The organism is Pseudomonas sp. GW460-12-10-14-TSB1, from assembly GCF_017349775.1.
GTDB classification, from domain to species: domain Bacteria; phylum Pseudomonadota; class Gammaproteobacteria; order Pseudomonadales; family Pseudomonadaceae; genus Aquipseudomonas; species Aquipseudomonas piscium.
Map to the genome: position 1 here is coordinate 1 of NZ_JACNAC010000050.1, position 19870 is coordinate 19870.

General features: G+C 63.7%; 24 protein-coding genes and 1 pseudogene. 15 read left to right on the forward strand and 10 right to left on the reverse strand.

All coding sequences use genetic code 11. The features are described 5' to 3' along the window. The 7 genes from ggt to J4D52_RS23610 form a co-directional block, all read left to right on the forward strand. Positions 1–1671, forward strand: a 1671-nt coding sequence (ggt, locus tag J4D52_RS23580) for a gamma-glutamyltransferase (RefSeq protein ID WP_207272159.1), incomplete at its 5' end; no start/stop codon positions are given. A gap of 174 nt (positions 1672–1845) precedes the next feature. After that, the gene (locus J4D52_RS23585) at positions 1846–2340 is read left to right on the forward strand and encodes a GNAT family N-acetyltransferase (RefSeq protein WP_207272160.1); all 495 of its coding nucleotides are present in this window, start codon (positions 1846–1848) and stop codon (positions 2338–2340) included. A 450-nt stretch (positions 2341–2790) separates the two neighbouring features. Next, a complete protein-coding gene (locus J4D52_RS23590; protein ID WP_102678167.1) occupies positions 2791–3087 on the forward strand; it encodes a DUF3077 domain-containing protein in 297 nt (98 codons plus the stop codon). A 99-nt stretch (positions 3088–3186) separates the two neighbouring features. Further along, positions 3187–3489 carry a type II toxin-antitoxin system HigB family toxin gene (locus J4D52_RS23595; protein WP_025806290.1) on the forward strand — a complete coding sequence of 101 codons (303 nt, stop codon included), beginning with the start codon at positions 3187–3189 and terminating at the stop codon, positions 3487–3489. A gap of 5 nt (positions 3490–3494) precedes the next feature. Beyond that, positions 3495–3866: a type II toxin-antitoxin system HigA family antitoxin gene (locus J4D52_RS23600; RefSeq protein ID WP_063432988.1), complete on the forward strand. Its 372-nt coding sequence runs from the start codon at positions 3495–3497 to the stop codon at positions 3864–3866. Between the two features lie 205 nt (positions 3867–4071). Further along, on the forward strand, positions 4072–4884 hold the full coding sequence (locus J4D52_RS23605) for a GyrI-like domain-containing protein (RefSeq protein ID WP_102678166.1): 813 nt from the start codon (positions 4072–4074) through the stop codon (positions 4882–4884). A gap of 108 nt (positions 4885–4992) precedes the next feature. Continuing rightward, the gene (locus J4D52_RS23610; RefSeq protein ID WP_102678165.1) at positions 4993–5709 is read left to right on the forward strand and encodes a polyphenol oxidase family protein; all 717 of its coding nucleotides are present in this window, start codon (positions 4993–4995) and stop codon (positions 5707–5709) included. Between the two features lie 72 nt (positions 5710–5781). Here the strand turns inward: J4D52_RS23610 and J4D52_RS23615 are convergent, their stop codons facing one another. From J4D52_RS23615 to J4D52_RS30805, 5 genes are read right to left on the reverse strand one after another with little or no spacing between them, the layout of a single operon-like run. Beyond that, on the reverse strand, positions 5782–6135 hold the full coding sequence (locus J4D52_RS23615; RefSeq protein WP_025806298.1) for a gamma-glutamylcyclotransferase family protein: 354 nt from the start codon (positions 6133–6135) through the stop codon (positions 5782–5784). Between the two features lie 15 nt (positions 6136–6150). After that, entirely contained in the window at positions 6151–7245 is a 1095-nt protein-coding gene (gene ddlA / locus J4D52_RS23620) for a D-alanine--D-alanine ligase (protein WP_102678164.1), read from the reverse strand. A gap of 45 nt (positions 7246–7290) precedes the next feature. Further along, entirely contained in the window at positions 7291–7770 is a 480-nt protein-coding gene (locus J4D52_RS23625; RefSeq protein WP_063432993.1) for an N-acetyltransferase, read from the reverse strand. Between the two features lie 49 nt (positions 7771–7819). After that, on the reverse strand, positions 7820–8461 hold the full coding sequence (locus J4D52_RS23630) for a LysE family transporter (protein ID WP_063432994.1): 642 nt from the start codon (positions 8459–8461) through the stop codon (positions 7820–7822). A gap of 38 nt (positions 8462–8499) precedes the next feature. Further along, positions 8500–8571 (reverse strand): helix-turn-helix domain-containing protein, encoded by a 72-nt coding sequence (locus J4D52_RS30805; RefSeq protein WP_371877883.1) that lies wholly within the window; start codon positions 8569–8571, stop codon positions 8500–8502. A gap of 122 nt (positions 8572–8693) precedes the next feature. Here J4D52_RS30805 and J4D52_RS23640 point away from each other — a divergent pair, with 122 nt between their 5' ends. The 3 genes from J4D52_RS23640 (at position 8694) to J4D52_RS23650 (ending at position 10391) form a co-directional block, all read left to right on the forward strand. Beyond that, a complete protein-coding gene (locus J4D52_RS23640; protein WP_025806303.1) occupies positions 8694–9035 on the forward strand; it encodes a DUF190 domain-containing protein in 342 nt (113 codons plus the stop codon). Positions 9036–9103: 68 nt separating this feature from the next. After that, positions 9104–9913, forward strand: coding sequence for an AraC family transcriptional regulator (locus J4D52_RS23645; RefSeq protein ID WP_063432995.1), 810 nt, complete (start codon positions 9104–9106; stop codon positions 9911–9913). Between the two features lie 88 nt (positions 9914–10001). After that, the gene (locus J4D52_RS23650) at positions 10002–10391 is read left to right on the forward strand and encodes a cupin domain-containing protein (protein WP_063432996.1); all 390 of its coding nucleotides are present in this window, start codon (positions 10002–10004) and stop codon (positions 10389–10391) included. A gap of 173 nt (positions 10392–10564) precedes the next feature. On the opposite strand, the gene J4D52_RS23655 is transcribed toward J4D52_RS23650, so the two are convergent. Next, positions 10565–11968 carry an MFS transporter gene (locus J4D52_RS23655; protein ID WP_102678163.1) on the reverse strand — a complete coding sequence of 468 codons (1404 nt, stop codon included), beginning with the start codon at positions 11966–11968 and terminating at the stop codon, positions 10565–10567. A 96-nt stretch (positions 11969–12064) separates the two neighbouring features. On the opposite strand from J4D52_RS23655, the gene J4D52_RS23660 reads away from it, so the two are divergent. Beyond that, entirely contained in the window at positions 12065–12949 is an 885-nt protein-coding gene (locus tag J4D52_RS23660; protein ID WP_063432998.1) for a LysR family transcriptional regulator, read from the forward strand. Between the two features lie 23 nt (positions 12950–12972). On the opposite strand, the gene J4D52_RS23665 is transcribed toward J4D52_RS23660, so the two are convergent. Next, a complete protein-coding gene (locus tag J4D52_RS23665; RefSeq protein WP_025806311.1) occupies positions 12973–13587 on the reverse strand; it encodes a flavin reductase family protein in 615 nt (204 codons plus the stop codon). 167 nt (positions 13588–13754) lie between these two features. Here J4D52_RS23665 and J4D52_RS23670 point away from each other — a divergent pair, with 167 nt between their 5' ends. Both J4D52_RS23670 and J4D52_RS23675 read left to right on the forward strand, forming a co-directional pair. Further along, positions 13755–14528: an SDR family oxidoreductase gene (locus tag J4D52_RS23670; RefSeq protein WP_102678162.1), complete on the forward strand. Its 774-nt coding sequence runs from the start codon at positions 13755–13757 to the stop codon at positions 14526–14528. Between the two features lie 216 nt (positions 14529–14744). Then, positions 14745–15662, forward strand: coding sequence for a LysR family transcriptional regulator (locus J4D52_RS23675; RefSeq protein WP_063433000.1), 918 nt, complete (start codon positions 14745–14747; stop codon positions 15660–15662). A gap of 20 nt (positions 15663–15682) precedes the next feature. Here the strand turns inward: J4D52_RS23675 and J4D52_RS30810 are convergent, their stop codons facing one another. Both J4D52_RS30810 and J4D52_RS30815 read right to left on the reverse strand, forming a co-directional pair. Then, positions 15683–16114 carry a methyl-accepting chemotaxis protein gene (locus tag J4D52_RS30810; protein WP_231103282.1) on the reverse strand — a complete coding sequence of 144 codons (432 nt, stop codon included), beginning with the start codon at positions 16112–16114 and terminating at the stop codon, positions 15683–15685. A gap of 108 nt (positions 16115–16222) precedes the next feature. After that, a pseudogene (locus J4D52_RS30815) lies at positions 16223–17290 on the reverse strand (PAS domain-containing protein); the annotation flags it as partial. On the opposite strand from J4D52_RS30815, the gene J4D52_RS23685 reads away from it, so the two are divergent. After that, positions 17214–17723 (forward strand): RidA family protein, encoded by a 510-nt coding sequence (locus J4D52_RS23685; RefSeq protein WP_063433002.1) that lies wholly within the window; start codon positions 17214–17216, stop codon positions 17721–17723. The pseudogene J4D52_RS30815 and the gene J4D52_RS23685 overlap by 77 nt on opposite strands. Here the strand turns inward: J4D52_RS23685 and J4D52_RS23690 are convergent. Beyond that, on the reverse strand, positions 17720–18052 hold the full coding sequence (locus tag J4D52_RS23690; RefSeq protein WP_063433003.1) for a DUF2790 domain-containing protein: 333 nt from the start codon (positions 18050–18052) through the stop codon (positions 17720–17722). The genes J4D52_RS23685 and J4D52_RS23690 overlap by 4 nt on opposite strands. Positions 18053–18385: 333 nt before the next feature. Here J4D52_RS23690 and J4D52_RS23695 point away from each other — a divergent pair, with 333 nt between their 5' ends. Beyond that, positions 18386–19714 (forward strand): OprD family porin, encoded by a 1329-nt coding sequence (locus J4D52_RS23695; RefSeq protein ID WP_063433004.1) that lies wholly within the window; start codon positions 18386–18388, stop codon positions 19712–19714. Positions 19715–19870: the final 156 nt, after the last annotated feature.

The window sequence follows — 19870 nt, forward strand, 5'->3', positions numbered from 1 at the left end:
GACCAGCATATGGCGGCCGCGGCCAACCCGTTGGCGGCCGAAGCCGGGCGCGAGATGTTGCGCAAGGGTGGTTCGGCCATCGATGCGGCGATTGCCATGCAAGCCGTGCTGACCCTGGTGGAACCGCAGTCGTCGGGCATCGGCGGCGGGGCCTTGATCGTGCTCTGGGACGGCAAGGCGGTGCGCACTTATGACGGTCGCGAAACCGCGCCGGCCGGGGCCACCGAGAAGTTGTTCCTGCAAGCGGACGGCAAACCCATGCCGTTCCCGCAAGCGCAGATCGGTGGCCGTTCGGTGGGCACGCCGGGTGTGCTGCGGGCCCTGGAACTGGCCCATAAAAAACACGGTCGCCTGCCGTGGGCGCAACTGTTCGAGCCAGTGATCCGCCTGGCGGCCCAGGGCTTCCCGATCTCCCCGCGCCTGCACAGCATGATCGTCGCCGATCCGTACCTGGCAAAATCGCCGGACATGGCGGCCTACTTCCTGAATGCCGATGGCACGCCGAAAGCCGTCGGTACCCTGCTGAAAAACCCGCAGTTGGCCGCCGTGCTCGAACGCATCGCCAAAGAGGGCCCGAACGCCTTGTACCAAGGCCCGGTCGCCCGGGAAATCGTCGCCAAGGTGCAGGGTCACGCCAACCCCGGCAGCCTGTCGCTCAACGACCTGCAAGGCTACCGCGCCAAGGAGCGCGAACCGCTGTGCACCGACTACAAGCGCTGGCAGGTCTGCGGCATGCCGCCGCCCTCGTCGGGCGGGATCGCCCTGGCACAGATCCTCGGCACCCTGCAGGCGCTGGAAGCCCGCGACCCGCGTTATGCGCTGCCCCCGCTGAAACCGGTCAAGACCAGCCTGCCGGCCGGCCTGGAGCCGGCGCCTGAAGCCGTGCACCTGATCGCCGAAGCCGAGCGCCTGGCCTATGCCGACCGCGCTTTGTACGTGGCAGATTCGGACTTCGCCCCGGTGCCGATCGCCGGCCTGGTCGCCCCACGGTACCTGGCCCAGCGCGCCGCCTTGATCGGCGAACGCAGCATGGCCAAGGCCGAACCCGGCAAGCCCCAGGGCATCCAGGTGGCCTACGCCCCGGACCGCTCACCGATGCGCATTTCCACCTCGCAAGTGGTGGCCGTGGATGACCTCGGCGGCGCGGTGTCCATGACCACCACAGTGGAGGCGGCCTTCGGCTCGCACCTGATGGTCCAGGGCTTCATGCTCAACAACCAGATGACCGACTTTTCCTTCATTCCCGAAGAGAACGGCCAGCCAGTAGCCAACCGCGTCCAGCCGGGCAAGCGCCCGCGCTCGTCCATGGCGCCGACCCTGGTCTTCGACCGCAACAGAGGTGAACTGCTGGCCACCGTCGGCTCGCCGGGTGGCTCGCAGATCATCGAGTACGTGGCCAAGTCGGTGATCGGCATGCTCGACTGGAACCTCGACCCGCAAGCCGCCATCAGCCTGCCCAACTTCGGCAGCCGCAACGGCCCGACCGAACTGGAACAAGGCCAGTTCACCCCTGGGTTGAAAGCAGCACTGAAAGCCAAGGGGCATGAGGTGACCGATATCGACATGACCAGCGGCACCCAGGCGATCGTGCGGGTGCGTGATGCCCAGGGTAAAACCTCATGGGCCGGCGGCGCCGACCCACGGCGCGAAGGGGCAGCGTTGGGGGATTGAGACCAACGCAGGAAAACCACAAGGGCTTGCCGCGAGGCAGGCCCTTTTTATTGTTCACGCCACAGAAGCACAGGCATGGGTGGCCAAGGCTGTATGCCGTTTTTTACTGGGCTCTGTGTCTGACGCGGCCTTTTGATCCCCCCTAGCATCACTTTTTTTGCCGAGGTGCAGGCGATGAACGAGATTCCCGGCGGTATCGATTTTTCAGGTTTGGCGGTGCGCCGGCTGATGGCCGACGACCTCGAACTGGTCTGCCGACACCGCGAGGCGATGTTCCTCGAAGCCGGAGGAGAACCCGCGGCCCTGCAACGGATGACTGAGCACTTTCGCCCCTGGCTGCGCGAGCGTTTGCCCGATGGCCGCTACTACGGCTTTGCCCTGCTGGACAGCCAGCAACCGGTGGCGGCCATTGGCTTGATGAGCATCGACTGGCCGCCTCACCCGTCCCATCCGACCCAGGATCAGCGTGGTTTAGTGCTCAACGTCTACGTCGAACCCGCCTACCGACGCCGGGGGTTGGCTTCGGCCCTGATGAAGCTGGCAGAAGCCGAATTTATCCAGCGCGGGCTGAGCTTCGCCGTGTTGCATGCCACCGAGGTGGGCAAGCCGGTGTACGCCGGATTGGGCTGGGCGGCTACCGCGGAAATGGCCAAGGTGCTGATTCTGTAGCCGCTGCCGAGCCTGCGAGGCTGCGATCGACCCCGCAGGGGGCGCAGGGATCTTGCGACCGCTGGAGGACCTTCGGTCCTATTGCAGCCTCGCAGGCTCGGCAGCGGCTACAGGGGCCGATGTGCCTTCCGACTGATAGGTTTCTCATAGTCACAGAATGTCGTAGCAATGCCGTTGCGACGCTCTTCCCCGCCCGCTATTCTTCGCCCCGTCGCTGCAATATCAGCGAACGGGCTTGGCGGCCCGAACCACGAAAGGCGCAACAGCGCCAAAACACAAATGCAGGCGCTTTTTTTGTGCCCGCATTTCTGTGTCATGGCGAATTGCGCAGGGACCCCTTCGGGGGTGCCGGTTCCTTTCGTGCCGGTCCGCCAACCTTGTGCAATTCGCCACCCTAATCTGCTTGGCGGCAGACGGTGGTGATCCCCTCAAACGAAAGGATTCGTCACCATGAAACACACCCTCAATCCGTCCCCTTCCGCCCTGCACACCCTCGGCGAAATAACCTTTGCCAATTGTGGCGAAGGCAAACGCCCGCTGTTGCGGGTCAACGCCGACGTGCCCCTGGCCGATGCCCTGGAACACGCTTCGTTGCTGCTACATCTGGCAAAACAGTTGACCCTGGACGCGGCCATGGAACCGCAGGCGGACCGCTATGCTTGGGCGGCACATTACCTGGGTGAGATGGGTAAAGCGGTGATGGATGATGTGCACACCGCGATGACAGCAGGCGCTGATCGGTACTGAGCAACACCTGCGGGACGGGCAGCCTCGATGACTGTCCGTCCATCGCCTTCCTCTCTCACTCCATTGCTTAAGTCCCAGCACGGGACTAGGATTCGAGCCATGAGGATTATCGCCGTCAGTCATTTGAAGACGTTCTGGGAAAAGCACCCGGATGTCGAACAACCGCTTCTGGCCTGGATCGATGAAGCGCGCAATGCCAGCTGGTCCACCCCGGCGCAGATCAAGGACCAGTTTTGCAGCGCCAGCATTCTTAAAAGCCGTCGCGTGGTGTTCAACATCAAAGGCAATGACTACCGCTTGGTAGTGGCCGTGGCTTACCGCTTTGGCGCCCTCTACATCAAGTTCGTTGGCACTCACCAGCAGTACGATGCCATCGACGCCGACAGCGTTGAAATGGAGTAACGAGCATGCAGATTCGCCCCATTCACACCGATCAGGACTACCGCGCGGCACTCAAGCAGGTGTCCGTACTGTTCGATAACGAGCCAGAGCCCGGCACCGCGCAAGGCGATTACTTCGACGTGATGATCACCCTGATCGAAGCCTATGAAGCCAAACAGTTCCCGGTCGACCTGCCCAACCCGATCGATGCCATCAAGTTCCGCATGGAGCAATCGGGCCTCTCGGCCGCCGACCTGGCCCCGGCCATCGGCCGAACCAACCGGGTCTACGAAGTACTCAACGGCAAACGCGCCCTGACCCTGCCGATGATCTGGAAGCTGCACCAACTGTTCGGCATCCCCGCCGAGAGCCTGATCAAGCCGGTGAAGTCGGTCTGAGCGGTTCTATCTGCTAATCACAGACTGCCTTGTCAGCCTCCCTATGCCCTCGTCGCCCACGAGGGCACTGTCATGTGGCCCCCCATGACAGGTCCGAACGTCCCTCACGCGTGGCAAGCAGAAAAAAGAGAAAACCGCCTTGAGCTTGCCCTTAGGTAACCCCCTAAAGTGCCGCTCGACCCTCACCACAAAAAAGGACGTTTGCATGCTCACCATCGGTCAAATGGCCCGCTGCCATGGCCTCACCACCAAGACCTTGCGCCACTACGACAGCATCGGCCTGTTTACCCCGGCGCTGACCGGGCAAGACAACGGTTATCGCTATTACAAGCCGGAGCAGATCGGCCCCTTGGGGCGCATTGTCTGGTTGCGGCAGTTGGGCATGGGGCTGGAGGAGATTCGCGGGCTGGCGGACAGCGGTGCATTGCACAGTGTGTTGAGTCTGCGCCAGGCGTTGCAGGCCCATGCCGGTGAGCTGGAAACGCAGATCGCCCGCAGCCAGAACGTGCTCGGCCAGTTGCAGCGTTATCTGGCGCAGCCCGAACGCAGCCTGCCGGCACCGCAGACACCGGTGCGGGTGACGCTGGCGGCGCAGCGCATCATCGGCATGGCCTGGCAGCAGGATGACCAGGGGTCGATTGCCGAGTTGTGGCAGCGCTTCGAACCGCGCGAGCAGGAGATCCAGCGCCTGGCCGAACCGGTCGGCACTTACGGTATTTGCCAGCCTTTGAGCGACGGGCAGTGGCGTTATGTCGCCGGGCTGCCGGTCAGCGCCGAGGCGCCCTTGGTAGAAGGCATGGTGGAACTGGAAATCCCCGCCCGCCAATACGCCCGGGTCGAGCATCGGGGCACGGTGCAGACCCTGCCGGAAACCTTCCGCGCCGCCTACAGCGAATGGCTGCCGGCCGCCGGGATGCGGGCCGATGAAGGGGTGGAATTCGAGTACACCGGGGAGCGTTTTTTCGGGCCGATGCACCCGGACAGCGTGGTCGAACTCTATATCCCGCTGAAAAACTGATGCCTCGATCGGACAAGCAGCCGACCAGCTGACAGGTCTCTGTCAGCAAAAGGACTCATGATCCCGCTATGCTCTGTAGCTCATCCACAGCAACAGAGCGAAGGTCCGATGAGTTTCCAGGCGCCAGTGTTGAAGCAGATACCAGGCATCCGTCACGAGTTTTCTCGGATCGGGGCACCACTGCCTGCCAACCTGTTCTTCTGCTCCCAGGCCCATACCGGCGAGGTGGTCGAGGCCAGCACCACGCTGCCCAGCGGCATCATCCGCGGCGACGCGGTGTTCACCCGCACCGGCCGGCCTATAGCGGTGATTACAGCCGACTGCCTGCCGCTGCTGATCAGCAGTGAAGACGCCTCGTGGGTCGCCGCGGTCCATGCTGGCTGGAAAGGCCTGCACGGCGGCATCATCGACAATGTGCTGCAACGCTTCGCCGCCAAGGGCATCGCCGCCCATCAGTTGCGCGTGGCGTTCGGCCCCTCGATCAAGCCTTGCTGCTACGAAGTCAGCCCGGAGTTCATCGACACCCTGGCGGCCACCCAAGGCCACCTGTGGTCGCAGGAACAGGCACCCTGGAGCCAGGAGCGCCCCACGCCACGGCTGCCCCCGGAGATTGCCCCGCCGCCACCGACCCGGCCGGACTCGCTGTGGTTCGACCTGAGCGGCTATGCCCTGAACCTGCTGCGCGTGGCGGGCATCAGCGATGAACAGATCGAACACTGCGAGCACTGCACCTACTGTTCCAGCCCGACCCTGGCCAGCTATCGCCGCCGCGGCCACCGGGGCGAAGAAAAGTCCTTTCAGTACTCCTGGATAGGGCGTGCCTGAGCCGGCTGATGACCTTCAAGGGGCATCGGGGCAGCGCTTACATGGCCAAGACTGTGAACTGAGCCCGGCGCCTCAAACGCTCACATACACCCACGCCTCGATCCCGGACTGCAACACCACGCTCACGCGCTTGTAGTCCGCCACCTCGTAGCTGTCCGCCGCAGCCAGCTCCTGGGCGGTGATGCGAAACACCGTGCCCGGGATAGGCGCGCTGGCCGCGTTGCCCGGGCGCAGGATCGGGTGATGGGTCTTGCCGCTGGTGGCCAGCACCTCGGGGTCGGTGATCTCCACCCAGGCCTGTTCATAACCCGGCAGCGCGTCCGCACTCCCCTCCAGTTCGCGACCGAAATTGGCCAGTTGCACGGCCTTGTCCTGCAAGGTGCCGTAGGAAAACAGGTACTGCGACGCTTCAGTGGTAACGCTCATTTTTCACTCCCGGATTCAGCGGCTGATTTTCAGTGCCTGGCGCGCCGCATGCCGCTCCAGCGCCAGTTCGATCAAGCGGCTGACCAGTTCGCTGTAGGTCATGCCCGCGGCCTGCCACAGCTTCGGGTACATGCTGATGCGGGTGAAACCGGGCAGCGAATTGATCTCGTTGATCAGCACTTCGCCGCCCTGGGTCAGGAACACATCGACCCGCGCCAGCCCCGAACAGCCCAGCACCTGGAACGCCTCGACGGCCAGGGTGCGAATGCGCTCGCTGACTTCCTCACTGAGATCCGCCGGCACCACCACCTGGGCCGCCTGGTCGTCGATGTATTTGCTGTCATAGGAATAAAAGCCGCTACCAACGACGATTTCCCCGCAACCGCTGGCGATCGGCTGATCATTACCCAGCACCGCGCATTCGATCTCGCGACCACTGACCGCCGACTCCACCAAGACCTTTTCATCGAAGCCCAGCGCCAACTCGATGGCAGCGTGGTATTGCGCTTCGCTGGTGACCTTGCTCACGCCCACGGACGAGCCCTGGTTCGCCGGTTTGACGAACATCGGCAGGCTCAGTTTGCTTTGCGCCTGGGCAAAGTCGGTGCGCGCCGCGGTGGCACGGTTCAGGGTGATGAAGGGCGTCACCGCCAGGCCGGCATCGCGCAGCAGGCGCTTGCTGATGTCCTTGTCCATGCACACCGCCGAACCCAGCACGTCGGAGCCCACGAACGGCAGGTCGGCCATGCGCAGCAGGCCTTGCAGGCAGCCGTCTTCGCCAAGGGTGCCGTGGACGATGGGGAAAATCACATCGACGTGGCCCAGCAGTTCCTGGCTGGAGGTTTCCACCAGTTGCTGGCTGGCCTTGCCCGGCACCACCGCCAGTTCGCGATTGGACTGGTTGAGGGCGATCAGCGCTGGGTTTTCCTGGTTGATCAGGAAGTTCGAGGTGTCGTTGAGGTGCCAGTGGCCGTTCTTGTCGATGCCGATCAGCACCGGCTCGAAGCGCTCACGATCCAGCGCATCGACAATGTTGCGCGCCGACTGCAGCGACACTTCGTGTTCGGCCGAACGGCCACCAAAAATAATCCCGACCCGCAGCTTGCTCATGCTTTGTTCCCGTTAAAAAAGTGATTCACCGGTGAGTCGGACCACTCAAGCCGGCTGATGTCGCAGGTGGATCAACGCCACCCGCTGATTCTGTTTGTTCCGGCGCTCTTCGATGGCGAACGGCACGAACCCCAGCTTCGGATACAGCAGCAGGCCCGCCACGTTGTCATTGAAACAGGACAGGGTCACCTGTGCGGCCTGGTGTTTGTCCCGGGCGATGCGCAGCATCTCGCCGATCAGCTGCCCGGCGACGCCCTCGCCGCGGGCCTCGGGATCGACGATGAGATTGCCGATGGTGCAGGTGCCCTGGGTTTCCCACTGGTAGAAGTTGGCGAAACCCAGCACCTGGCCGTCTCGCTCGATCACTGTCGAATCGGAGCGCTGGGCAATGGAGACGCGCAGTTGCTCATGGGTCAGCGGCCAGCTGGCCGCCGGGAAAAAGAAAAACAGCTCACCGGGATCACGGGCAAAACCGCAGATCAGTGAAATATCCCGCTCCTGCACGGGGCGAAAAGCGAAGCTCATGTCCTGTCTCCTGACCCTGAAAATCCATGGAGTGCGTCCGGCCCCGGCTTCAGCGATTGGCCACCAGATGGGCGCCGAACAGCAGGTAGCAGCTGCCGGCAAAGCGGTCCAGCCATTTGCGTGAACGACTATAGACGGCAGCCATGCGGTTGCTGGCGAAAAACAGCGCGACGCAGCAGTACCAGGTGAACGACAGCGAGGCCATGGTCAGCACCGCCAGGGCCAGCAGCAACGGCGGCGGTGACGCCGGCATCGAGGTGGCAAAAATGGTGGCGACGAACAGCGCCGACTTGGGGTTGGTCATGTTGCCGAGAAAACCCAGACGATAAGCCGAGAACAGGCTGCGGCCCGGTTCGCCAGGCAAGCCATTGCTAGCCTCGGCCGACGCCGGCTTGCGCCTGAACTGCTTCAGGCCCAGGTAGATCAGGTAGCAGCCGCCGGCGATCTTGAAGGCCAGGTACAAGGCCGGGGCCGCGCTGAACAGCGACTTGATCCCCAGGCCGCCGGCCAGCCCCCAGAGCACCGTGCCGGTGGCGACGCCCAACGCGGCGGTCATGCCATGGCGACGCGAGCAACTGGCAGCCAATTGCGCCGTGGTAAAGAAATTCGGCCCCGGCGTGACCACGGCCACGGTCCAGAGCAACGCCAGCGACAGCAGCGGGCCGGCATACAGCAAATGTTCAAGCGCCATGACACAGGCCGCCTTTATCGCGTGAAGGGAGGCTGACGCTACTCCACCTCGGGCTCATGGATCAACAGGTCGCCCGGCTGACACTCCAGGTATTGGCAGATCGCGTCCAGGGGCGCGGGGCTTGACCTTGCGCCGGCCCAGCATCACGTCCAGCGGAATGACCCTAGACATAGGGCCCCCCGCCCTAGCCCGAGACTATGCTGAAAGTAATGGAGGCCATTGGAGAACGCTCATGAACGGTTTCCTGGTGATTTTCTTCACCCAGCAAAATCGCCGCTATCACGGCAAGATGGTCGGTGACTGGCTCGTCGACCTGGCCAATGAACTGGGCCTGCGCGGCGCCACCATGGGCACCGCCATCGAAGGCTTCGGCCACACCGGTCGGTTGCACTCCGCGCACTTTTTCGAAATCGCCGACCAACCCATCGAGGTCCGCCTGGCGCTCACCGCAGAGGAATGCACTCGGCTGTTCGAACGCCTGGAGAGCGAAGACATCGCCCTGTTCTACATCAAGACGCCGATCGAGTTCGGCACCCTTGGCAAACAGGCCGAGAAAGCCGGCGCGGGCGGATGACGCGCTGAAGACAGGTGCGCCCTCCTGGGTTACCGTATTGGCCTGAGGTTGTTGTCGAGGACAGTTCCATGGGCAAGCCTGCCCCCCGTAAAGACTGGGTCCACCGCGCGCCTCCCGCCCGGGGGCTGGAGCGTATCGAGGCGTTTTTCGCCGGTCATGGCTACGACCTGCACCGTCACGACACCTACGCCATCGGCCGCACGCTGTCCGGGGTGCAGAGCTTCCAGTACCGCGGCGGCTGGCGCCACAACCTGCCGGGCGGGACCATGGTCCTGCACCCGGATGAAGTCCACGACGGCGAGGCCGGCACCCAGGACGGGTTCCATTACCGCATGCTCTATATCGAGCCGGCGCTGATCCAGCAGATCCTCGGCGGCCAGCCGCTGCCCTTCATCAAGAACGGTCTGTCTACCGACCCACGCTTGTTCGCCGCCACCGACACCTTGCTGCGCAGCATGGAAAGCCCGCTGGATCCGCTGGAACAGGAAGACGCGCTGTTCGATCTGGCCCATGCGCTGAATGCCGTTTCCGGAGTTTCCCGGCCGACGCAGCGCTTTGACTATCAGGCCGCGGAGCGTGCGCGGGAATATATGCACAGCGCCCTGGACCAGAGCATCAGCCTCGACGAACTGGCCACCCACAGCGGTCGCGACCGCTGGAGCCTGTCGCGGGACTTTCGCCTGCTGTTCGGCACCAGCCCCTATCGTTACCTGACCATGCGCCGCCTGGACCTGGTCAGGGCGCTGTTGCTGCAAGGCCAGTCGCTGGTCAGTGCGGCGCTGCTGGCCGGCTTCACCGACCAGAGCCACATGACCCGGCAATTCAGCAAGACCTACGGCCTGCCGCCGGCCCGCTGGCTGAAAATGCACGGCCGCTGAACGCCGCCCGGCACGCACAATCGTACAAGAACCGCAGCACCGCGCTGATTACCGTAGAGACCCGATCACCTCTTTACGGAGCCGCACCATGAACCCGGCCAGCACCGCACCCATCCCCTACCAGAGCCTGAACTTCGCCTACAAACTCAGCCTGTTCGACGACCACTGGCAAGCCCGCGTCATCGCCGAGATGAACGACTACCAGTTCAAACTGGTGAAGCTGCAAGGAGACTTCATCTGGCACGACCACCCGGACACCGACGAGACCTTTATCGTCCTCGAAGGCCAACTGCGCATCGACTTTGCCGACGGCCAGGTGACGATCAACCAGGGCGAAATGTTTGTCGTGCCCAAGGGGGTGAAACACAAGCCGTACGCCGAGCAGGAGGTCAAGCTGCTGCTGATCGAACCCAAGGGCGTGCGCAACACCGGCGAAGAAGGTGGCGAACGCACGGCGGCCAACGATGTGTGGATCTGAGTTGCCCCGGGGTTGAGCCTCTGTAGCCGCTGCCGAGCGAAGCGAGGCTGCGATCGGCAGCGCAGCGGCCGTAAAGACGGGCAATGCATTCCTCAAGGAAAACCGCATGCGCAGGTTTGGCGAGGAGTGCGTCCTCGTTCACAGCCTCGCGTTGCTCGGCAGCGGCTACAACCTCAACCGCGTTCGGCGGCCGCCGCCAGGCCTTGGGCCGTAGGTACTCGCAAGCGCAAGGCCAGCAGCGCCCCCAACAGGGCGAGCAACGCACTGGCGCCCACCGCCTGTTCGATGCCGGCGGCCTGCGAGCCGCCCAGGCCGGCGTTGGCCAGGGACACCAGCAGCGCCAGCCCCAGTGCCCCGCCGATCTGCTGGCTGGTGGAAGCAATGCCCGCCGCCACGCCCTGCTCGCCCGGCGCGATGCCCTGCCCGGCCGAAACCCACATGGCGGTCCAGGTCATGCCCTGGCCGATGCTCAGCACCACGATGCCCGGCATCAGGCTCCAGAACCCCGCCCCGTCGGGCAGCGCCACATACACCCCGCCAATGCCCAGCGCCCCCAGGAGCAGACCGCTGACCAGGGTCGCCCGCAGCCCGAAACGCAACAATGAACGTTCGGCCAGCCAGATGCCCAAGGTGCACAACAGGGTTGCCGGCAGAAACGCCACGCCGCTTTGCAGCACGCTGTAGCCGTAGACCTGCTGGAAGTACAACGCGAGGAAGTAGTACTGCACGCCGAAGCTGCTCATGAACAGGGCCGTGAGAAACATCGCCAGGCGCAGCTCGCGATGGGCCAACAGGCGCAGTGGCATCAGCGGGTCGTGGCCACGCTGTTCGATCCAGGCGAACACGCCGAGCAGGAACAGCGCCAGCGCGCCACAGCCCAGGGTCGTCGGTGCGCTCCAGCCCCATTCCGGGCCCTGGACAATGGCGAACACCAGCAGCGTGCCGCCCACCGTCACGGTCAAGGCGCCGCCGAGGTCGAAACGCCGGCCACGCTCACGCTCGCCATCGGCCGGAATCCAGCGCCGGGCCAACAGGGCACAGGCGCCGGCCAGGGGTACGTTGACCAGAAACACCGCTTCCCAGCCCCACCATTGGGTCAGCACGCCCCCCAGCAGCGCGCCCAGGGCCAGGCCCGCCGCCGAGGCCGCGCTCCATACCGCGAACGCCCGGTTGCGCGCCGGCCCTTCGGCGTAATGGCTGTTGATCAGCGCCAGCGTCGCCGGGAACAGCATGGCCCCGCCGACACCCTGCACCGCCCGCGCCAGCACCAGCAGCAAGGCGCTACCGCCCAGGCCGCCAGCCAGCGAAGCCAGGGCGTACAGGCTTTGCCCGACGATGTAGAAACGGCGCTTGCCCAACAGGTCGGCCGCCCGACCGCCCAGCAGCAGAAAGCCGCCGAAGGCTACGCTGTAGGCACTGACCACCCATTGCAGCTGTTGCGCGGAAAATCCCAGGTGGCTGCCGATCTCCGGCAAGGCGACGAAGACGATGGTCGCGTCCAGGGCGATGATCAGCTGCGCGCTGGCCAGCAGGAGCAGCATCCAGCCGGACGGCCTGGCTGAAGAGGTGGCGGGCATCGCGTCGAGTCCTTGCATGAATAGAGGGCCCTCAGTTTCTTTGATGCCGATTAGATGATAAATACCGTCATTGCTCTTTCAGTGATGACTTTAATCATGGATCTGAACGCCGTTCGTCTGCTGGTCCGGGTCGCCGAGACCCGCAGCTTCACCCGTGCCGCCGGCGATCTGCGGCTGACCCAGTCCGGCCTGTCGCGGGCCATCTCGCGCCTGGAGCAGCAACTGGGCGTGCGCCTGCTGCAACGCAACACCCGCAGCGTCAGCCTGACCCCGGACGGCAAGCTGCTGGTGGAGCGCGCCGCGCCGCTGCTGGCCGAACTGGCGCAGACCGAAAGCCTGCTGCTGGACCGCCGCGACTCGCCTACCGGCCTGCTGAAGATCAGCACCCCGTCGCTGTTCGGACGCAAGGTGGTGATGCCGCTGATCGGCCGCCTGACCGAGCAATACCCGGACCTGAGCATCGAGGCGGTGATGACCGATCGCCTGGTGGATATCGTCGACGAAGGCTTCGACGCCATCCTGCGCACCGGCGAGATCCAGGACCAGCGCCTGATCGCCCGGCCCCTGGCGCCGCTGCGTTGGGTCACAGTGGCGTCCCCAGCCTACCTGGCGCGCCATGGCACGCCGCGGACTGTGGAAGAACTGCAACAGCACAACTGCCTGACCGTGCGTAACCTGCGCAGCGGGCGCCTGGTGGACTGGCAGTTCATGCTCGACGGCAAGGTGCGCGATGTCAGCGTGCCCAGCCGGCTGATCTTCGATATCGGCGACGCGCTGGTGGACGGGGTGCTGGGTGGTTTCGGCATCGCCCAACTGATGAACTTCGCCGTCGAGGACGCCCTCGCCGACGGCCGCCTGGTGCCGATCCTGCAGGCCTTTTCCGGGCGCAGCCGAGCGCTGTCGCTGGTCTATCCGCCGTCGCGCCAGTACTCGCCCAAACTCAAGGTCTTCGCCGATGCCCTGAACACTGTCAGCTGGTAAGCAGCGGCTACAGGGCTACGGGGTTACGACATTCCTTGAGGGGATGGCAGGGTCTTGCCGTCCAGCGGGTCGCCAATCCTCAGGAAATGCCCGCCCGCCACATGGTGCAAGGTGCGCAAGGCATCGTGCCCGGTGAAATGCCAACGGCCGTCGCTGAACACCCGGTCATCAGCCTGGGCGGCGATGACTTCGCCGAGGAACAGGTCGTAGCGTTCATGGTTGTCCGGCTCCGGCAGCAGCCGGCATTCCAGCCAGGCCACGCAGCCATCGAGCAACGGCGCGTCGATCAGCTCGCCGGCGAAGGTCGGCAGGCCATACAGCTCGAACTTGTCGCGGCCCTGGTCGCGGGTCAGCTCCAGGCCCGAGGTGGAACCCAGGGTCTGCACGATATCGACCTGGGCGGCGCACGGCACGTTGAGCACGAAGGTGCCGGAGGCTTCCAGCAGTTGGCGGGTCCAGGTGGATTTGTCGAGCACCACGGCGACTTTCGGCGGCTCGAAATCCAGGGGCATAGCCCAGGCCGCGGCCATGATGTTGCGCTGGCCGCCATGGGCGGCGCTGACCAGCACGGTCGGCCCGTGGTTGAGCAGACGATAGGCCTTGGCCAGGGGCACCTGACGCCGGTGGGATGCGCTCATGGGTAAGGCTCCGGGAAAAAAGAGTCGATTGTAGCGACATCCCGGTTCTGGGCAGCAGCCGTGATTGGGCATTTTTCCTGGACAATCCATCCAGATTGACCGGGCTTATCCCTGACTCGCGGCTGCTTAGACTGGGCCTTCACCTCACAGGCTGAAGGAGCTTTTCCATGGCAGACCATTCTCTGAAAAACAAGGTCGCATTGATCGCTGGTGGCGCGAAGAACCTGGGCGGCCTGATCGCCCGGGACCTGGCCGCCCATGGCGTGCAGGCCATCGCCGTGCATTACAACAGCGCCGCCAGCAAGACCGACGCCGACCAGACCGTGGCGGCGATCAAGAACCTGGGCGTCGATGCCCAGGCCTGGCAGGCCGACCTGACCACCGCCGCGGCCGTGGAGAAACTCTTCAGCGACGCCAAGGCCCGTTTCGGCAAGATCGACATCGCCATCAACACCGTGGGCAAGGTCCTGAAAAAACCCATAGTCGAGATCAGCGAAGCCGAGTACGACGACATGTTCGCGGTCAACTCCAAGAGCGCGTTCTTCTTTATCAAGGAAGCCGGCAAACACCTGGAGGACCACGGCAAGCTGGTAACACTGGTGACCTCGCTGCTCGGCGCCTACACCCCCTTTTATGCCGCCTACGGCGGGGCCAAGGCACCGGTGGAACACTTCACTCGTGCCGCCTCCAAGGAGTTCGGCGCCCGCGGCATCTCAGTGACCGCCGTGGGCCCGGGGCCGATGGACACGCCATTCTTCTACCCGGCCGAAGGCGCGGACGCCGTGGCTTACCACAAGACCGCCGCGGCGCTGTCCGACTTCAGCAAGACCGGCCTGACCGACATCGAGGACGTGGTGCCCTTCATCCGTCACCTGGTCACCGACGGCTGGTGGATCACCGGCCAGACCCTGCTGATCAACGGCGGCTACACCACCAAGTGAGGCCCGCCCTTCTGATCGACGGTTGTCATCACCACGGGTAATCCGCCAGAGGGCGAGGTAGATTGGCGTTTGGAAGAAATCGCCATCAAGTGCGACATGCCCCTGTAGGAGCGAGGCTTGCCCGCGATGGCGGTGTGCCTGACACAGCGCTATCGCGGGCAAGCCTCGCTCCTACAAAAGACACACGCACTACAAGCTTCGGACCCCGCCCCATCCATGGATAAGCTCGAGCAATACCGTGTATTCATCCAGGTGGCCGACATGGGCAGTTTCATCAAGGCCGCGCATGCCCTTGAACTGCCCCGGGCCACCGTGTCGGCAGCGGTGCAGCAACTGGAAACCGCCCTTGCCACGCGCCTGTTGCACCGCACCACGCGCCAGGTGCAACTGACCGCCGACGGCGCGGTCCTGCTGGAGCGCGCGCGTCTGTTGCTGAGCGATGCGGTGGAACTCGAGCAGCTGTTTCACACTCGTCTGCTGGACGTCTGCGGCCGGCTCAATGTCGACGTGCCCAGCCGGATCGCCCGGCGCTTGATCGCCCCTGCCCTGCCCGAGCTTTTCGCCAGCTACCCCAGCCTGAAACTGGCCCTGGGCTCCACCGACCGTTCCATCGATCTGGTGCAGGAGGGTGTGGATTGCGCGATCCGCGTCGGCACCCTGCGCGACAGCAGCCTGATCGTCCGGCGCCTGGGCAACCTGGCCCTGATCAATTGCGCCAGCCCCGAATACCTGGCCCGGCACGGCCTGCCACAGACGCCGGGCGACCTGGTCGACGGTCACTGGATGGTCGGCTACGGCTCCCCCAGCACGGGCCGCGAACAACCCTGGGAATACCTGGCCGAAGGTCACGAGCTGGAACTGAACCTGCCCAGCCGGGTGATCGTCAACAACGCCGAAAACTACATCGCCTGCTGCCGGGCCGGGCTGGGCCTGATCCAGATTCCGCGCTTCGATGTGCAGTACCTGCTCGACAGCGGTGAACTGGTGGAAGTCCTGCCCGAGTTTCGCCCCGCGTCCATGGCGATCTCCGCGCTCTACCCCAATCGCAACCATCGCTCGCGTCGGCTGAACGCCTTTATCGAATGGTTCGAAACCCTGGTCGCGCCCCATCTCGAAAACGACAGACAGGGCTGACGCCGGGTCAGGGACAGGACTCAGTTCGACAATTGGTTGGCGAACTGGCCGACAGCGCTCACCACCTTCTGCGCGCCGTCCTGGATCTCGACGATTACCGTGCCGGCTTCGGCGGCCAGGGCCAGGCCCTGCTCGGCCTGCGCCTTGCCATCGGTCATCAGCGCCACGGCCTCGCGCGCCATGTCCTGGTTCTGCCGCACCACGCCGACGATTTCGTCGGTAGCCTTGCTGGTACGCGAGGCCAGTTGCCGGACTTCGTCGGCCACCACGGCAAAGCCGCGCCCCTGTTCACCGGCCCGCGCCGCTTCGATGGCCGCGTTGAGCGCCAGCAGGTTGGTCTGCTCGGCGATGCCGCTGATGGTCTTGACGATGGTGCCGATCACCAGCGACTGCTCGTTCAGCGCCTCGATGCCTTCACCGGCCTGCTGCATGTGCTTGGCCAGGTCGCGCATCACGTTCACCGCCTCGGTCACCACGGTGGTGCCGCGCTGGGCGCTGTTGTCGGTTTGCAACGAGGTGCTGTAGGCGATGTTCGCCGCCTCGGCGACGGCCTGCTCCTGGTTCACCTGGTCGGTGATCACGGTGGCGAACTTCACCACCTTGTACAGCCGGTTGTTGGCATCGACCACCGGGTTGTAGGAAGCCTCGAGCCAGACCACGCGGCCGTAGCTGTCGATGCGCTTGAACCGCCCGGCGACGAACTCGCCGGCGTTCAGGCGCCTCCAGAACGCCTGGTACTCCGCGCTGTTGTACTCCTCGGGTTCGCAGAAGGTGCGGTGATGCTTGCCCTGGATTTGCGCCAGGCTGTAGCCCATGCCGTGGAGGAAACGCTCGTTGGCCGTCAGCACGTTGCCGTTGAGGTCGAACTCGATCACCGCCGTGGAGCGGACCAGCGCGCCGATCAGGTTCTCGTGCTCGCGAGAGGCTTCGATGGTGCGGGTCAGGTCGCTGGAGTAGATCGAGAACTGCTTGATCCGCCCCTGGGAATCACGGACCGGCTGGGAGATCGAGCGCAGCCAGGCTTCCTGGCCATTGCCACGCAGCAGGCGTACCGCGCCGGCAAAGTGCTCGCCACGGGTCAGCGTCGCCTTGAAACGGTGGTGGAACTCATCGGTCTTGACGTGAGCCGGCACGATGTCCTCGATGTGACGGCCGACCAATTCGCTGCCCCTGTAGAGCATTTCCTGGTTGAAGTTGTCGTTGGCCGACAGAATGCGTCCATCGGGACCGAGAATCAGCACCAGCATTTCGCTGTCGAGGCTGTCCTTCACTTGCTGCAGGCTCGAGAGTTCTTCGCGTAGAGCCAACAGCTCTTGCTTCAGGCTTTTGTTGAACATGGGATGCACCGATGGGCAGTAATAGTGGGCAGCATTGTCTCTAGCCATCGGCGCTAGAGTATTTTTCTGAAGAGCCCGTAAGACATATCCGACTAAAAAACTTTGAAACGGCTCAGGCCCCGGCCCTGCGGGGCTACAGCCCATGCTCAGGAGCCCGGAAGAGGGGCTATAGTCCTGCTCTGGAAAATCAACGGCAATCGACGGAGTGCAATCTATGGAGGCTTCACGCAAGGCCCTGTTCGACCAGGTGGCGGCCCGTCTGGGACACGCTTTCGACGGTGAAATGCGCATCGGTGGCAACTACGTGCCCGCGGTGCAGAACGGCGACGAGGTGTACGTCAGCGGGCAGATCCCGCGCATCGACAACAGCGTAAAGGTGGTCGGCCGGGTCGGTGGCGATGTGTCGCTGGAGGACGGCCGATATGCCGCGCGTATTTGTACAATGCGTGCCCTGGCGATCCTCGCTCAGTTGCTGGGCGATCTGCAGCGGGTGAAAAAAGTCCTGCGGCTCAACGTCTATGTGCAAAGCGCCGCTGACTTCACCCAGCAGAGTGAAGTCGCCGACGCGGCCTCCGAAGTGCTCTATTCGATCTTTGCCGAGGCCGGGGTGCACACCCGCACGTCCCTCGGGGTCTATCAGTTGCCAAAGAATGCCGCGGTGGAAATCGACATGATCGTCGCCCTCGAACCGCTTCCCCCGCCCCATGAGGACGCCGAGGATTAACTGCCATTGGTGCGGCACTGGCCCATGACCTGATACTCAAGGGTCTTGAGCTGGCCGGCCGAATCCTCGTAGGTCATGCGTGACGGCACCGGGTTGCAGGCCTTGGCCAGCGGCGTCACGCTGACCACCTTTTGCACATCCAGGGGCATGCCGTAGCGATAGTTTTCCACCACCGGCGCCTCCTTGCCCTGCTTCGCCGCGTAGGCCGCCATGGCCCGCTCGTTCGCCTGCATGGCGCGGTCGAAGGTGCGGTCGCCGCCGCCTTCGGCCATGGCCAGGGACGAAATGGAAAGTACCAGCGCGGCCATACTCAATTTAAATAACTTCATGACTGTTTCCTCGTTTTGGTTAGTTGCAACGAGGATAACCAGTGGCCCCTGTCAGGAAGATCACGCGCACATTACTTATTTGCAATAAAACCAAAACCTTTTCTTGCCACTGAGCAAACCCCTTATAAAACAAGGCTTTCATCTGCCACCAAAAACAACTTACAGCTTCTATTCTTGCAGAATTGTAATAACCGGATCACCTCCGCGTTATCTGTTGTTTGCAACTATCGGCGTTGACTCCAGCCGTTAACCAGACGGTTCGCGAGTACAACTAACAAGAACGCCCCAGGCGACATAACAGCTGATAGCTGCCCATATCCAGGAGCAAACAACATGCGCACTCAAACCCGCTGGTCCCTGTCCGTGTTTTCCGCGGTACTGGGACTCGGCCCATTGGCCGTGAACGCGGCAGACGACCAGCCCGAAGGTTTTATCGAAGGCAGCCGCCTCAACGTGCTGGCCCGCAACTACTACTTCAATCGCGACGATCGCAAGGGCCAGTCCAGCCCCACCGGCAACGGTTATTCCGAAGCCTGGGCCCAGGGGCTGATCGGCAAGTTCGAGTCCGGCTTCACCCAGGGCACCGTCGGTTTCGGCCTCGATGCCTTTGCCATGTATGGCTTCAAGCTCGACTCCGGCACCGGCCGCAGCGGCGGGCGCGGATCCTTCAACATGCTGCCGGTGGACGACGACAACCACCCGGCCGACAACTACAGCAAGGTCGGCGGCGCGGCGAAAATGCGCCTGCTCGATACGGTGATCAAGGTCGGCGACGTCTTCCCGAAAACTCCGGTGGTGCACTACGGCGACTCGCGCCTGCTGCCGGAGAGCTTTCGTGGGGCCACCTTCGAAAACACCAGCATCGACGGCCTGAGTGTCCAGGGCGGACGCCTGCACAGCATGAGCCAGCCCGACAGCAGTAGCATGCGCGATGGTTTCGCCACCTTCTATGCCGGCAAGGTCGACTCGCCCTGGGTCGCCTACTTCGGCGGCGACTACAGCCTGAACAAGCACCTCAGCGTCAGCCTCTACAGCAGCCGCCTGAAGGACGCCTGGGACCAGTACTACTTCGGCACCGCCGCCACCTGGCCGGTCTCCGACCAGTTCTCGCTGTTCGCCGGGTTCAACTATTACAAGGCGGTGGACGAGGGCAAGAAGCTGCTCGGCGAGTTGAACAACAACATCTGGAGCGCCAAGGTCGGCGCCACCTATGGCGCCCACACCCTGTCACTGTCGCACCAGCGCAACAACGGCGACGACGACTTCGACTACCTGCGCCAGTCGGACTCGATCTTCCTCGACAACTCGATCCAGTACAGCGACTTCAACTCGCCGAAGGAACGCTCGTGGATGGTCCGCTACGACCTCGACATGCAGCCCCTGGGCATCCCCGGCCTGTCGTTCATGACCCGCTATGGCAAAGGCAGCGATGCCGACTACAGCAATGCCAACGCGGTGTACATGCGCCGCGACGCGGACGGCAATCCGCTGACCGACCAGCGCCGCTGGGAGCGTGATATCGAAGCCAAGTACGTAGTGCAGGGCGGCAGCCTCAAGGACCTGTCGCTGCGCATCCGCCAGGCCACCGTGCGCTCCAGCAGCTTCGAGTCGGACCTGGAGGAGTTTCGCCTGATCGTCGAATACCCGCTGGCCATTCTCTGAGCCCGCGCGCCGGGCGGGTGCGAGACCCGCTCGACGTTAAAACTTCTTCACAGACGCTTGTCTTTCAGAACTGTAATATCGCCCTCACCTTCTCGTCAGGTTGGCCTTCATATACTTGCCCCCATGCCCGAGCCGACAGCGCTTCGCTAACGGCCA

What these genes read in the sequence shown, in the direction of transcription:
- J4D52_RS23585 (WP_207272160.1), top strand. Translation starts at nt 1,846, where the DNA reads ATGAACGAGATTCCCGGCGGTATCGATTTTTCAGGTTTGGCGGTGCGC.
- J4D52_RS23590 (WP_102678167.1), top strand. Translation starts at nt 2,791, where the DNA reads ATGAAACACACCCTCAATCCGTCCCCTTCCGCCCTGCACACCCTCGGC.
- J4D52_RS23595 (WP_025806290.1), top strand. Translation starts at nt 3,187, where the DNA reads ATGAGGATTATCGCCGTCAGTCATTTGAAGACGTTCTGGGAAAAGCAC.
- J4D52_RS23600 (WP_063432988.1), top strand. Translation starts at nt 3,495, where the DNA reads ATGCAGATTCGCCCCATTCACACCGATCAGGACTACCGCGCGGCACTC.
- J4D52_RS23605 (WP_102678166.1), top strand. Translation starts at nt 4,072, where the DNA reads ATGCTCACCATCGGTCAAATGGCCCGCTGCCATGGCCTCACCACCAAG.
- J4D52_RS23610 (WP_102678165.1), top strand. Translation starts at nt 4,993, where the DNA reads ATGAGTTTCCAGGCGCCAGTGTTGAAGCAGATACCAGGCATCCGTCAC.
- J4D52_RS23615 (WP_025806298.1), bottom strand. Translation starts at nt 6,135, where the DNA reads ATGAGCGTTACCACTGAAGCGTCGCAGTACCTGTTTTCCTACGGCACC.
- ddlA (WP_102678164.1), bottom strand. Translation starts at nt 7,245, where the DNA reads ATGAGCAAGCTGCGGGTCGGGATTATTTTTGGTGGCCGTTCGGCCGAA.
- J4D52_RS23625 (WP_063432993.1), bottom strand. Translation starts at nt 7,770, where the DNA reads ATGAGCTTCGCTTTTCGCCCCGTGCAGGAGCGGGATATTTCACTGATC.
- J4D52_RS23630 (WP_063432994.1), bottom strand. Translation starts at nt 8,461, where the DNA reads ATGGCGCTTGAACATTTGCTGTATGCCGGCCCGCTGCTGTCGCTGGCG.
- J4D52_RS23640 (WP_025806303.1), top strand. Translation starts at nt 8,694, where the DNA reads ATGAACGGTTTCCTGGTGATTTTCTTCACCCAGCAAAATCGCCGCTAT.
- J4D52_RS23645 (WP_063432995.1), top strand. Translation starts at nt 9,104, where the DNA reads ATGGGCAAGCCTGCCCCCCGTAAAGACTGGGTCCACCGCGCGCCTCCC.
- J4D52_RS23650 (WP_063432996.1), top strand. Translation starts at nt 10,002, where the DNA reads ATGAACCCGGCCAGCACCGCACCCATCCCCTACCAGAGCCTGAACTTC.
- J4D52_RS23655 (WP_102678163.1), bottom strand. Translation starts at nt 11,968, where the DNA reads ATGCCCGCCACCTCTTCAGCCAGGCCGTCCGGCTGGATGCTGCTCCTG.
- J4D52_RS23660 (WP_063432998.1), top strand. Translation starts at nt 12,065, where the DNA reads ATGGATCTGAACGCCGTTCGTCTGCTGGTCCGGGTCGCCGAGACCCGC.
- J4D52_RS23665 (WP_025806311.1), bottom strand. Translation starts at nt 13,587, where the DNA reads ATGAGCGCATCCCACCGGCGTCAGGTGCCCCTGGCCAAGGCCTATCGT.
- J4D52_RS23670 (WP_102678162.1), top strand. Translation starts at nt 13,755, where the DNA reads ATGGCAGACCATTCTCTGAAAAACAAGGTCGCATTGATCGCTGGTGGC.
- J4D52_RS23675 (WP_063433000.1), top strand. Translation starts at nt 14,745, where the DNA reads ATGGATAAGCTCGAGCAATACCGTGTATTCATCCAGGTGGCCGACATG.
- J4D52_RS30810 (WP_231103282.1), bottom strand. Translation starts at nt 16,114, where the DNA reads ATGCGCGACCTGGCCAAGCACATGCAGCAGGCCGGTGAAGGCATCGAG.
- J4D52_RS23685 (WP_063433002.1), top strand. Translation starts at nt 17,214, where the DNA reads ATGGAGGCTTCACGCAAGGCCCTGTTCGACCAGGTGGCGGCCCGTCTG.
- J4D52_RS23690 (WP_063433003.1), bottom strand. Translation starts at nt 18,052, where the DNA reads ATGAAGTTATTTAAATTGAGTATGGCCGCGCTGGTACTTTCCATTTCG.
- J4D52_RS23695 (WP_063433004.1), top strand. Translation starts at nt 18,386, where the DNA reads ATGCGCACTCAAACCCGCTGGTCCCTGTCCGTGTTTTCCGCGGTACTG.